Origin of the sequence: Methanosphaera sp. BMS (genome assembly GCF_003268005.1) — an archaeon.
Taxonomy (GTDB): domain Archaea; phylum Methanobacteriota; class Methanobacteria; order Methanobacteriales; family Methanobacteriaceae; genus Methanosphaera.
Genome location: NZ_CP014213.1, coordinates 2,724,923 through 2,739,006, shown reverse-complemented (window position 1 = coordinate 2,739,006; position 14,084 = coordinate 2,724,923). Strand labels below are relative to the sequence as shown.

The 14,084-nt window shown below is 33.7% G+C and carries 11 protein-coding genes; 7 read left to right on the top strand and 4 right to left on the bottom strand.

The features are described 5' to 3' along the window. The first annotated feature begins 1 nt into the window (after nucleotide 1). Entirely contained in the window at nucleotides 2-1,249 is a 1,248-nt protein-coding gene (hacA, locus tag AW729_RS10455; protein WP_112125062.1) for a homoaconitase large subunit, read from the top strand. 135 nt (nucleotides 1,250-1,384) lie between these two features. Here the strand turns inward: hacA and AW729_RS10450 are convergent, their stop codons facing one another. The 3 genes from AW729_RS10450 to AW729_RS10440 form a co-directional block, all read right to left on the bottom strand. Beyond that, a complete protein-coding gene (locus AW729_RS10450; RefSeq protein WP_236951232.1) occupies nucleotides 1,385-1,963 on the bottom strand; it encodes a transglutaminase family protein in 579 nt (192 codons plus the stop codon). A 283-nt stretch (nucleotides 1,964-2,246) separates the two neighbouring features. Then, nucleotides 2,247-3,098, bottom strand: a complete 852-nt coding sequence (galU, locus tag AW729_RS10445; protein WP_112125061.1) for a UTP--glucose-1-phosphate uridylyltransferase GalU — start codon at nucleotides 3,096-3,098, stop codon at nucleotides 2,247-2,249. 12 nt (nucleotides 3,099-3,110) lie between these two features. Beyond that, nucleotides 3,111-4,178, bottom strand: coding sequence for a glucose-1-phosphate thymidylyltransferase (locus tag AW729_RS10440; protein WP_112125060.1), 1,068 nt, complete (start codon nucleotides 4,176-4,178; stop codon nucleotides 3,111-3,113). A 233-nt stretch (nucleotides 4,179-4,411) separates the two neighbouring features. Between AW729_RS10440 and AW729_RS10435 the strand changes: the two genes are divergently transcribed. Then, nucleotides 4,412-6,904 (top strand): Ig-like domain-containing protein, encoded by a 2,493-nt coding sequence (locus AW729_RS10435; RefSeq protein ID WP_112125059.1) that lies wholly within the window; start codon nucleotides 4,412-4,414, stop codon nucleotides 6,902-6,904. A gap of 168 nt (nucleotides 6,905-7,072) precedes the next feature. Next, on the top strand, nucleotides 7,073-8,029 hold the full coding sequence (locus AW729_RS10430) for a bile acid:sodium symporter family protein (RefSeq protein WP_112125058.1): 957 nt from the start codon (nucleotides 7,073-7,075) through the stop codon (nucleotides 8,027-8,029). A 243-nt stretch (nucleotides 8,030-8,272) separates the two neighbouring features. On the opposite strand, the gene AW729_RS10425 is transcribed toward AW729_RS10430, so the two are convergent. Further along, nucleotides 8,273-11,692, bottom strand: a complete 3,420-nt coding sequence (locus AW729_RS10425) for an Ig-like domain repeat protein (protein WP_162685899.1) — start codon at nucleotides 11,690-11,692, stop codon at nucleotides 8,273-8,275. A gap of 343 nt (nucleotides 11,693-12,035) precedes the next feature. Here AW729_RS10425 and AW729_RS10420 point away from each other — a divergent pair, with 343 nt between their 5' ends. The 4 genes from AW729_RS10420 to AW729_RS11345 are packed head-to-tail and all read left to right on the top strand — an operon-like array spanning nucleotide 12,036 to nucleotide 13,984. Further along, nucleotides 12,036-12,737 (top strand): DUF2162 domain-containing protein, encoded by a 702-nt coding sequence (locus AW729_RS10420; RefSeq protein ID WP_112125056.1) that lies wholly within the window; start codon nucleotides 12,036-12,038, stop codon nucleotides 12,735-12,737. An 18-nt stretch (nucleotides 12,738-12,755) separates the two neighbouring features. Beyond that, a complete protein-coding gene (locus tag AW729_RS10415) occupies nucleotides 12,756-13,394 on the top strand; it encodes a MotA/TolQ/ExbB proton channel family protein (protein ID WP_236951231.1) in 639 nt (212 codons plus the stop codon). A 2-nt stretch (nucleotides 13,395-13,396) separates the two neighbouring features. Beyond that, entirely contained in the window at nucleotides 13,397-13,762 is a 366-nt protein-coding gene (locus AW729_RS10410; RefSeq protein WP_112125054.1) for a DUF2149 domain-containing protein, read from the top strand. Between the two features lie 51 nt (nucleotides 13,763-13,813). Then, a complete protein-coding gene (locus AW729_RS11345) occupies nucleotides 13,814-13,984 on the top strand; it encodes a hypothetical protein (RefSeq protein WP_162685898.1) in 171 nt (56 codons plus the stop codon). Nucleotides 13,985-14,084 lie beyond the last annotated feature (100 nt).

Genomic DNA, 14,084 nt, shown 5'->3' with positions numbered 1-14,084 from the left:
TATGAATATTACTGAAAAAATACTTGCGAAAGCATCTGGTAACGATGAAGTATCCCCCGGAGATACAATTGATACCCATATTGACGTGGCAATGAGCCATGACGGAACTAGCCCACCAACAATTAAGGTATTTGAAAAGATAGCTGATGAAGTATGGAATCCTGAAAAAATCGTTTTGGTATTTGACCATAATGTACCGGCAAACACGATTGGATCTGCAGATTTCCAACAGGTAGTAAGAAACTTCGCTAAAAAACAGAACATTAAAAATATTTACACTCAAGGTGAAGGTATATGCCACCAAGTTCTACCGGAAAAGGGACATGTTAAACCATCCACTGTAATGGTTGGTGCCGATTCACACACTTGTACCTATGGTGCATTTGGTGCATTTGCAACAGGTCTTGGTGCAACCGATTTGGCCATGGTATACGCTACGGGAAAAACATGGTTTAACGTTCCAGAGTCATTTAAAATTAATGTTAATGGAAACTTACTAGAACATGTTCATTCAAAGGATTTGATTCTGAGGATTATAAAGGAAATCGGTTCCTATGGTGCTACATACAAGAGCCTTGAGTTTCATGGAAACACGATTGATGATATGAGCGTTGATGCAAGACTTACCATGACAAATATGGTAATTGAATGTGGTGCAAAAAATGGGATAATGATTCCAAATAAAGCCACTGAAAAATATTTAGCCAATAGGGGCATTACAGATTATGCCATCACCACACCAGACAAAGATGCAGAATATGAAAAAATATATGATTTTGATGTAAATGACTTACAACCGCAAGTAGCATGTCCACATAACGTGGATAACGTGGAAGATGTTGATAAAATAGAAGGTACTGCCATTAATCAGGCAGTTCTTGGTTCATGTACTAACGGCCGGTATGAAGATTTAGTTCAAGCAGCGGATATTCTTAAAGGACATAAAGTACACCCAGATATTCAATTATTAGTATTTCCAGCTTCTAAAGCAATTTACCAGAAAGCCATCAGTGAAGGAATTATTCAAACATTACTAGACTCTAATGCCATTATCTGTAACCCTGGTTGTGGACCTTGTTTAGGTGCACATATGGGAGTTATGACTGATGACATGACTTGTATTTCCACTACAAACAGAAATTTCCTAGGTAGAATGGGCAGTGCAAAATCTTACGTATACTTATCCAACCCTGAAGTTGTTGCAGCATCTGCTATCAAAGGAGAAATAACCAATCCTTCGAATATTTAATTTTTAATAAAAAAGTGTTAACATAACCCCCCTTTACTTTACAATTACTTTTTTCCAATTTAAAATTGACAATTTAAAAAAAGAAATATTTAATTTAGTATTTTGAGAAAAAACATGAATTGATGATAAAATTAATTAAAACTTAAAATCTATATTAATATCAAAGAGATTGTCACTTTCTGAAAGTATATTAACTAATCTTTCATCCAAATCAGCGTGGTTATCCATATAATCAATTTCTCCCAATTCACTCCGAACTTGAAAAGCCAAACAATCCTTATCCAAACTGAAAGGTGTATTTAAACTTTCTATATTTCCTCTAGCATCAAGTCTCACCCACTTCTTCAAATCTTTAACATACACCGTATTCAATGCATGAATCATATGACCTTCACTATCGTCATCTGCTATTGTAAGTAGTTGATAACTAATACCAGATGGAATTCCTTTTGCTCTTAGTAGTGCTGCGAACAGACATGATTTTGTCCAACATATTCCAGTTTTATTTATTAACACGTCACTAGCTGTTTTTGAAACAATGTTTGCTCCAATATCCCATGAATGAGGAATTTCATCCCTTACAAATTCATAACTCCTTTTGATATAGTCCATCTCATCATTGGATTGATTTTCAAATTCTTGAACCTTTTCCTGAATATGTGAATTCATGTAATCAATACTGGGCGTTTCTATTAGGTATTCTTCAATCAACATAATTCCCACTTCTTTTTACAATTATAATTACATAAGATGTATCTAAATCTTTAAAATATGTAAAAAAAACATCTTATCACATAAATGTTTGTATGAATGATTATAAAACTTTTGTGAAATACTGTCCTATGTTTTTAAAGATTTGGAGATTTGAATAAAATAGAAAAGAACTTGAAAAGCATAAAAAAGAATTAGCTGGTAAACATTTTGAAAAAAATAGATGAACATTCAAAAAGGGGATGAGAAAAATTAGAATTAATTAAAAAAATATTGGAGAAAAGAATTAATTTTCGTTGATTTTTTCTTTTAAGTAAAGTAATATTTCCTCTTTTACATCATCATGGGTTAATGCCATATCTATTGAACTTTTAAGCCATTCTAATGTATTTCCTATATCATATATTTTTCCTTCAAATGTACATGCATATACTTCATCTTGAGCATTGATTGCATCTGTCAGCTGTATCTCTCCACCAACACCTGCATCGGTCGAGTCAAGTTTATCGAATATATCCGGTGTCAATACATATCTACCTGTAATTCCAAGGTTTGATGGTGCATCGGCAAGTTTTGGCTTTTCAACAAGATTATTTACCCCATAAACATTATCTTCTATATGTGTACCGTCGACTATTCCATAACGTTCAATCTTATATTCAGGAAGTTCTTCAATTGCTATTACCGAACCACCATATTTTTCATGCACATCCATCAATTGTTTTGTACATGGAACATCGGAGTAGGTGAACGTGTCACCAAGTAGAACTGCAAATGCTTCATCGCCTATGTGTTTTTTAGCACAACGAACGGCATCCCCCAATCCTTTCTGTTTTTTCTGCCTAACATAGTAAATGTCGGCCATGTTAGTAATGTCCTGTACCTGTTTTAAGTAGTCAAGTTTTCCCTTCTGCTTGAGGTTATATTCCAGTTCAAATGACTTGTCGAAATGATCCTCGATTGTACGTTTTCCCTTACCGGTAATGATTAGTATATCATCTATTCCAGAGTTAACCGCCTCTTCTACAACATATTGTATCGTTGGCTTATTATATACAGGTAACATTTCCTTAGGCTGGGCCTTAGTAGCCGGAAGAAAACGTGTTCCTAGACCTGCTGCTGGTATAACTGCTTTCATTTTATCGACTTCCTATAATTTAATTATTGAGTTTTCTCCAATGACAAAGCTTCTGCCCTTAGGATAGGTGTTTTTATCTGATATAATCTTAGAGTTTTGACCAAGTAAGCTTTCGGTAATTCTTTTATCGGAATGGATTACTGAACTACCTATAACGATGGATGAATCTATTTCCGATTCTATGATTTTGGTATTGTCACCTATGGCAGTATATGGGCCAACATATCCTTTGATTTCACAGTTTTTGCCTATTACTGCAGGCCCCTTGATTACAGAACCCGCCTTGATAATTGTATTTTCACCTATTATTACATTTCCCTTTATTTTAACGTTTTCTTCAACAATACCGCGTATGTCTGTTTTGATTGTTTCCAAAATTAACTGATTAGCATCCAATACATCTTCAGGTTTTCCCGTGTCCTTCCACCATCCTTCAACGATGAATGAATCCACATTCTTATCATCATCGATTAACCTTTGAATGGCATCTGTGATTTCCAGTTCATTTCTCCATGATGGTTTTATTTTACTAATAGCATCAAATATCTCATTCTTGAACAGGTAAATACCGACTAATGCAAGGTTACTTTTTGGATGTTCCGGTTTTTCCACAAGTTTTATGACTTCGTTATTGTCATTTAATTCGGCAACTCCAAACTGTCTGGGATCTTCAACCTCCTGCAGTAGTATTCTGGCGGCAAATTCACTTTCATCAAACTTACTTACAAACTCTTCAATACCGGATTTGAGAATATTATCTCCAAGATACATTACGAATGAATCCCCATCCACAAAATCCTTTGCAGTAGCGGCTGCATGAGCCAGCCCCTTAGGCTCTCCCTGCATGATATATGTTAAGTTTACTCCTAAATGTGATCCATCCTTGAGTTCGTCTTTTATCTTATTAGGCATATTTGTACCGAGAATTATTCCGATATCCACTATTCCGGCATCACGTAAATCTTCAATAGCATACTCGATTACTGGCTTATTAGCTATAGGTATTAATTGTTTAGGTCCCGTATGAGTCAATGGCCTAAGTCTTGTACCATGTCCTCCAGATAAGATTATACCTTTCATGTTAAAAACTCCTTTAACTATAATTTGTTAAACATATTATCCTATTATTTAACTTCTAATAAGAATATCTTTATTTTGATATTATTATATCTTTTTAATAATAAAAATTTCAACAGTAAAATTCATGCTAGAAAAAGATTTCATTAAATATTAATTGATTAAAAAAAAATTTAATAAGATGTACATATATAATATAAAGTAATTAATTATTTAAATTAAAATGGAGGACAAATATGAAAAAATCATATGTAATGTTGATATTTTTCATCACAATTATCATGGCAAGTACTATCGTATTTGCATCAGATAATCAAAGTGATGAATCACCCGTTCAAACGGATACGGGCATTCAACATGATTTAATCAAGACAGAACCATCACATGTCAAAACAGCAGATAATAATGTTTATGTGAACAAATCATCAAAAAGTACAACTGAGGATGGAAGTAAGGACAATCCCTATAAGACAATTGATGAAAAAACCGTCAATAAATTAAAAAGCAACACAATTATAAATGTAGCTAATGGAAAATATAAACTGGATACAATTAACTTAAACAATAATATTAGCATTGTTGGGCAAAATAAGGATAAAACCATTCTTTATACTAACTCCAAAAATGGGTTATTCAATATTCCTGGAGGCAGTAGCTTAACGTTGATAAATCTTACAATCAGAGATTATAACTCAACGGTAAGTGCCGCCATAAACAACAATGGTACGTTAAAAATAGAAAATTCCCTATTCCAAAACGCTTTTAGAGATTCAAGAAGTGCAAAGGGCGGATTTATATATAATAAAATGAACCTGACAGTTAAAGACTGTGTATTCGACAATGATACCGCTTCATGGGGTGCAAGTATCTACACCGAGAATGCACAGACAAGCATCATAAACACAAACTTCACAAACAGTGAAACAATAAATGTAGGTGGAGCAGTCTACAGCATCAGATCAAAAACAGACATATCCAATTCAACCTTCATGTATAACAGGGGAGTAAGTGGAGCAGCAATATATAATGCATTTGGAAACCTGACTGTAAACGATACATTGTTCTTTAAAAATGATGCTCAGCACTTCTATGGTGGAGCAATATATAATACGGGCCGAACAATTACAAACAATTCCTTCTTTATTGGAAACCATGCGACATATGATGGAGGGGCAATAACAAATACACACCACTTCCTATCTACAAACTGTACATACGAGTCAAACGTAGCCGGAGCAGAAGGCGGAGCAATACAGAACATTGCAATGAGTGAAAATGAACTTGGAAATCTTACGTTAATCAATACCACCTTCTTTGAAAACAGTGCCACAACATTTGGTGGTGCAATATCAAATAAGAAGATGACCGATTTAACCGTATGTGGAATCATAACCATCAGAGACTCAGTATTCCTGAAAAATACTGGTGGTGAAAAAGGAGGAGCAATTCATAACCTTAAATATGTGGATGCGGAGTATAATGTATTTGTAGATAATTCAGATGACAACAACCAGACAATTGTAAGTCAAAAGGAAAACATCATATCCCTTGAAAACAATTGGTGGGGTTGTTCCAATCCTAGATGGCAGGACATTGGATATACTCCAAAGGAATGGGTAGTGGCAAACTACACGAATACGTCCTCATTTATCAAGGACTACGATACAGATGTGATTGTCAGAATCGACACGACAAATACGGGACGTGTATTGACACATCTAATACCTGAAAGAAAAGCCATATTCTATGGAGACAACACCACATACAAATTAAATAATCTCGAGATAAACAAAAACGTTACAAATGAAGTTGTAACCAGATCAAACAGCAGTATAGCACAGATTGATAATGACATTCTGACTTTGACACCAATTGAATCAAAAATTACATATACATTATCAAACAACAATCAAACACTAAACATTAAGGTTAACCTACCTAAAAATATCAACGGTAAGCTAAACCTTAAACTCAATGGAATGACAATTAACAATTCAAAGGTGATAAACGGTTCATACACATACAAGTATGACATACCAACACAGTTATCCAAAGCAAATTATACATTGAATGTAATAATACAAACAAATGACAAGAAGGTTCTGAGAAAAAATATTACAGTAAGCATACCTAAACGTGATGTGACAACTGCCATTACAATCAAAAACAACACCCCAATAGAAGTGGGAAGTACAATTGAAGTTGTGGCGACAATAAAGATGGGCAAAAATAATGTTAACCATGGATATGTGACATTTAAAATCAATAATCAGACATTCGCTTCAAAGATAAGGGTAGTCAATGGAACGGCAAGGGCAACGTATACAATTGAACAAACACTTAAAGTAAAGGACTATGAAATAAGCATCGTATACTCCGGAGATGAGAATAAGAAATCAAACAGGAACAAGACAACGCTTAGTGTTAAAAAGCATATGGTACATGTGGACTTTGACTCACTGGATTTGTTTGCCGATAGCGAAAATCCTATAAGAGTATATTTCTATGATTCAAACAACAATTTCATACCGTATGGACAGGCAGGATATAAGATTAACGGTAAGACAATAAACAGTAGCCTACAAATAGATGAAGGTGTAGTAATTATCAACATCAAAACACCACGCGTTAAGGATGGGGAAACATTAAAACAAACAATGACCCTTAAAGTAGGTGAAAACAACAATCATTATGCCATGAGCAAGGATATAGAATTGATTATATCTTAATTTCATCCCCCTTTAATCTTTTTTTGTGAATGGAACCGCAATAGAACATTTATTTTTTTTAATCAAGCGAGGATAAACTTAAAAAAACAAGATATTCTCTTTTGAAAGCAGTGCTTAATCGTAATCATTACCGAAATTATTTTAATGATTAAATAGAAAAATAATCCCATGAAAAGAATATTCAAACTTATTGAAAAATATTATGTTATTATAATTATACTAACGGTTGTTATAACATTATTTTATCCTAATTCATTCAAATGGGTAATGGGTAATATCTATGGAACAAATACCATTAACCTATTGTTGGGACTGATACTTTTTGGAATGGGAACTACACTTAAAGTGGATAATTTCGTAAATGTATTTAAAAGACCTAAAGAAGTCTTGGTAGGTATTTCTACACAGTATATCATAATGCCACTACTTGCATTATGCTTAGCAAAGATATTTTCATTGAACGAAGCGTTGACGGTAGGTTTAATATTGGTTGGAACAGTGCCTGGTGGAACGGCATCCGATGTAATAACATTCCTTGCAAAAGGAGATCTTGCATTGTCAGTATCACTCACAGCAGTTTCTACGATTATCTCCCCATTATTAACACCGATAATTACATTATTATTAATCGGAAACAATATTGCATTTAATCCAATTGAGATGTTCATATCAATTGTACAGATAGTGATTGTTCCAATAGCACTGGGTTTATTCATTAACTATAAATTCCCAAAATTTGCTGAAGAATTGAAAGAGTACTTGCCCGCGGTTTCATCCATCGCAATTTGTCTGATTATTGGAGGAGTGTTGGGAGCAAATAAGGATGCGATTATGACGACCTCTTGGATAATTCTTATGGTAATTATCTTGCAGTACATACTTGCAATGATTATCGGTTTGATTGTAAGTTACTTATCCGGAATGAAATTTAAACAAGCAATTACGATAGCCATTGAATTGGCATTCCAAAACTCCGGATTATCAACCAGCCTTGCAAAGACCCATTTTCCGAACCTTGCACTTGCAACAGTTCCGGGGGCATTATATTCAGTTTGGCAGAACTTTGCAGGGGCCGTATTGGCATTCATATTTAAAAGATATGTAAAGGATAATGAGATAGAATAAATATAACCTCCACATTTATACTTTTTTTATTATGAGTTAATTATCACGATTTCTTCTAGAAAATTTATTTTACAGGACAGGTTAATCGGATAATCGGGTAAATTTAGCTTCACTTTCAGTAAAAAAAATAGACTGTAAGTGAAAAAACAGGATAAACAATAACATTATTCAAAAATAAGCTTAAATAGGATAAAAGTTAACCCTAATCAAAAAGAAGAAAAAAAAGAAAATAATTAGATAATTCTAATTTATAATTTGTGTTTTTGAATAACTTGTAGGCTCGTTTATACCTTTAAGTTCATTTTTCCAGTTAGGAGAACTTGAACCCCAATAGTTACCGTTTATTGTAATTAATTTCTGAACTCCCGTTATTGCATTTCCAACATTGGATGCATTGTTTGATATGAAGTTTGTTTTTGTAATTACAAGGTTACCAAGGGTTGCTATTGCTCCCCCTCCAACACTCTTACCACTTGCTTTATTGTTTATGAAGTTTGATGCTTCAATTTCAGCATTGGCCTCAGAGTATAATGCACCGGCCAGTCCTGTGCTTGTAGCATTTATCACACTTTGAGTAATGTTTGTGTGGTTTAGTTTTAGTGTTGTACCTGAGAAGTATATGCTTCCACCATATACCGTACTTGCCTTGGATAAGGTATTGTTGAATTTCGTGTTTATGGTGTATAATGTACCTAATGTATGATAGATTACTCCTCCGTAGGAGTTATTCGTACTTGCAATGTTTGTTAATTCAAAGTCACTGCCACGAATAGTTGTAAGTCCATAATATGTGGATATAACTCCACCCATTGCATTAGTAGCTTTCAATCTGCTGTTGAGGAATTTTGAATTGGTTATTTCCATCTGTGCTGATTCCAAGTATATTACCCCACCACTTGCGATGGATTTTGCATCTATTAAACTGTTCTGTACAGTAACATTATTCAACTCCATGTTACTGCTTAAGTCACAGATACTTCCACCCATTGCATTTTCTGTAGCGTTGGCGTTACTGTTTAATATTCGTACATTATATATTGACGCAGTGGAATTGACTATTTTCAATGTTCCGCCGGTAACATTTCTAGCAGTTGCAGTGTTTTTGTTGAATGTCGTATTCATTATGATTAATGATACCCTTTGAGCATATATTGCTCCACCACCGGCCACCATGTTACCTTTTGCCGCGTTATCCATAAATGTTGATGCTATAACAGTTGTATTGTTATTTATTGTACGTATAACTGCACCCTCAGCGTTAGGAGCTGTTAGAGTATTGTTAATAAATGTTGAACCAGTTATGTTTAATGATCCGAGACTGTATATTGCACCTGCAGAGTTTGAACCTGTTGCGGCATTATTCAGGAACTTAACTCCGTTTGTTATGAGCATTCCGGCAGAGTATATGGCTCCCGCAGTATTTGGAATACTGCTTTTACCATTTTGTAAACATACCCTCTGTAACTCAAGGGAGTATTTTTCAATTGATGCGTTGAATATCATCTTGGATGAGCTTCCGTCAATTATACAATCGTTTACCCCTGTACCTATTATTTTAACGGAATTGTTTACCAGTATTCCATTTTCCTTATATGTACCTTTTGCCAGGTTGATTGTACCAAGTAATGCTACGTGGTTGATTGCATGGCTTATTGTTTTAAATGGATGTGTTTTGTTTCCGAAATTATTGTCATTACCGTTTGGACTGACATATACTTCCAGCTGTTTGGTTATTGTTAGGTTTGCATATGTTGTTGCATTTAGGTAATAGTTATTCTTGGTATAGTTTGCCGTGTATCTTACCTGTTTTGATTCATATTTTAATGATGGTGTGAAGTTTATTTGAGCTACTCCTTTAACTACGGATGCATTACCGATATATGTGTTGTTTACATAGAACCTTACGGTTCCATTGTTTACCACATATCTTGACTCATCAAGCAGGTTTACTTTTAGGGTCACGGTTTTTCCAACTACTGTTGAATAGTTATCTGCACTCATTACAACTTTTAGTTGACTTACATTGTAGATATTTTCATCAGCACTTTCCTTATATAAATCTGTTCCAAGGTAATTTGCATTTATACGATATTTACCTGCAGCAGTTAATGGATCAGCATATTTCAGGATTGCCTGTCCATTTTTAACCGTTGCATTACCTACCACTTTTCCATTTAATTTAAATACAACTACTCCCTCATTCACATTTTTCTGGTTTTGATCTGTTACGTTTGCACTGAATTCACTGCTAAATCCTGGTTTTGTTAGCACGTTTCCGGCCCGTGTTTTTGTAGCCAGTTTGGTTATGGCTATTGCACCAGTTGAATTACTGTTTGCATATTTCCATGTTCCGGTATATATCGAGCTTAAGTTCAGATTACCTGCCATATTTGCCGGTATTGAATATGAACATCGTGCAAATCCATCTTTCACGTTTATTTGCGTGTATTTTTTAGAGTTTACGTATACCGTTACATACCCATTTAGTACTGGGTTTCCATTTTCATCTGCTACTGATGTGGATAATGTTACTTTATCCCCTGGTTTAGCATTGATATCCGATACTTGTGTTTTTGTTTTTAACTGTTTCATTGTAAGTACTGCAGTAGTACTGTTTGCTTCCCTGATTGCGTTTGCTCCGACAACTGCCGTGATTGTATAATTTGTTTTGTCCAATCTGTAATCGGTTGTTGTATTTAATATTGCTATTCCATATTCATCAGTTTCGACTACACCGATACTTCCCGCATTTAATTTGAAGGATACATTTGTTTTGGTTACGTTGTTGTTGTATTCATCCACCACTTTTGCCGTGAATATTGTTTGAGCACCTGCCTTTGATGTTACGTTCTTTGTGGTAATTTTAGTGTTGATTTTTATCACGGTAAGATTATAGTTTAATCTTTTTTCCGCAAACTTCCAATCACCACTGTATACTACAGACAATCTGTATCTATTAGGAGTTATTGTCTTTAGTTCAAAGTCATAGTATGCTCCACCATTTCCTACATCGACTATTGCAATTGTCTTGTTTTTTAGTTTGAATGCAACTTTTCCAGTAGCGGATTTGTTCAATGTTACCTCTAATCGTACGGTTTGATTATACTTTGCAACATAATTTGATGATTTTAAATTGGCATCTAACCTATCAAGATCATATTCAAGAGTCAGTGTTGAATTTACTCTGGCTTCCTTATATATATCGTTTCCTGCATATACAAATGTTAATGTGTGGGTTTGAAGACCCCAATTTACAGGAACTGTAAAGTCTGTTGATGCTATTCCATTTTGAACATTTAATTTGTCACTTATTGTTATACCGTTGATTTTAAAAATTGCAGTTCCGGTTGCATTTTCATCCATTATCCTTGCATAGAATGTGGTTGTTTGATTACGGTATATGCTGTAGTCACTTAATCTTATGGTAGGTTCGATTTTCTTGGATGCCGTTTTTAATGAATCATTCTTATCTGATGTGTATTTAACCTCCTCCGATGAGGATTCATCAGTTTTTGCATTTAAGTCATTATTATCGTCTTTTATTATATTAGAATTATCTTCTCTGTTTAATGTATTATCTTCCATGTTTGTAGATAACTTATCCACATCATGTGTATCTAATGTATCAACTTCATCGTTAGCACTTACTAGTGATACTGACAACAATACCATCAGTATGACCATGAAAGATAAGAGTATAGAATTTCTAATTCTGATATTTTTACCTCCTTTTCAATTAATAAATAATTGAAGAAGCCACCAGAGTATATCTACTTCTTCATGGTATTTATTATGGTTAAGTAATTATATATTTTTTTTGGAATAATGAAAAAAAATAAGAAATATTTAACCATTCATTCAAATCTTTTTTAAAAAAAATTCTAAACTAATTTCAATTATAAAAATATTAATAATAAGGACAAATAAAAATATTCTTATGTAAGTTAATAATTTTTGAATAATGAAATTATGATTTATTGAATAACCGATATGGAGGGACAGATATATGTTTGAAGAATTCTTACAATATGGAATATTATTAGCAGTTCTAATATTCGGTGTTAAGATTGGACTGGCACTGGGATTCTCAGGAATTAAAAGAAAAACTGCCATATATATTTTAATTGCTTATGGAATTGGATTAATAATTTTATCATATATATGCCAACCATTTACTGACCAGATTTATCAAATCGTATATGGTTACAGTTCCGCAATATTTGCCGTTATAGCAGTGATAATATTGGTAACAGGATTTAAAACCATTTATGATTGGAAAGTTACGGGAAAAAATAGTGGAAGTGCAACGTGTATGGCTATGGTGGCACCATGTCCATGCTGTTTTGGAGCAATATTAGCATCCGTCATAATGATTGCACCGGTTGCCGGTGTGTCTACTGTTGCACTGGGGTCATTATCATCCGTAGCTTTAGTGATAGTTATGGCAATAACATATTTCCTATCTACAAAGATAGTCTCAAAAATAGACAAACCATATCCAATAGTATTGGGTAACTTCATGATATTCATGGGATTATATTTCTTATTATGTATCCTAATACTGCCGAATATGGTTTATGTATCAGAAGGAAGCAGCATAGCACTTGCCAGTTTATCAGGTACATTAGCTGTTGTAGTTGGAGGAATAATATTAATGATAATAGGAGCGGTAATGGCTAGAAAGACTAGTTCCTTCCTAAACTACTGAATATAGGAGAATAAAATTATGGCGACAATTCCAGGGGGAGAAATATTATCAGGTATATTGAACGTTATAGCTCAAAGTTTACTTATACCTGTTATGATATTACTAGTAATATTCATAATTTTTGCTGTATACGAAATAGGTTCAATACTTGCAGAATATACTGGAAGAAGACAATTGGATGGACAGAAGAAGGACATCCTATTACGAAACATATCTTCCTGTGTAAACTCTAATCAGATATGCCAAGTAATAAATCATTCAAATCTAACAAACAATGATAAAGAGTTATTATGTTCCATTGCAAAGTTAGATAAAAATTTATACAGTAAAAAGACACGTGAAACTGTTGCTAGAAGTATGATTGAAGAACAAGAATTTAAAATATCAAAATCTTTAGAATTAGTGGATATTGTAGCAAAAGTTGGTGCTGCATGTGGTTTACTTGGTACCATCATACCTATGGGTCCGGGTTTAGCGGCACTTGGTGCTGGGGATATGCAAACACTTACCACCAGCCTTACAACTGCATTCAACACCACTACTGCAGGGTTAGCAGCCGCTAACATTTGTTATGTGGTATCTAAAGTACGTAGAAGATGGTATGATGAAGAGATAACCGCTTTATATGACATTGCAGAAGTAATCATAGAGGTGTAAATATGTCACTAAAACGTAGGGATATTCATCATGAAGAGGATAACGACCCTATGGCTTCAATTGTAAATATGACCGATGTTATGCTGGTATTGGCAGTTGGTTTTATGATATTTGCAATAATGTCTACGGGTTTGGAAACTATTATGTTTAGTGATATGACTCAAGAACAGAAACAAAGTGCAGTTGAAGCGGCAAAAGAGATGATTGAACTTGAAGATAACTATCAGGAATTAAATCAGACACCGGAAAACATTACCAGTTCCGGTTCAGGTTATCAGAAAATGGGTACTACCTACCAGGATCCAAAGACTGGAAAGATGGTAGTGGTTCAAGAAGAGCTTATATCGCCACTGCTTTATGCAATGTAATAGATATGAATTTACTCATATCTGCTAATTTTTTTTTAAAAAGTGATAAATATGAAAAATACATTAAGAGCACCAAAAGGATTAAAAAAAGATCCGAATTATCTTTTAAAGGAAAAGAAAATCATTAAAAGAATATTGTTAATAGCATTCATAATTGTTATTTTGAGTGTTCTGATAAACTTATTCAAATATTTATCAATGATTAAAAGTGCTTACTTCTAAACCCATTTTTTTATATATTCATCATTATTACAACTGATTTTAAAAATTGAAATATTTTAATCATTCAAACTCTATTTTTTTAACAAAACATTGGAATCTT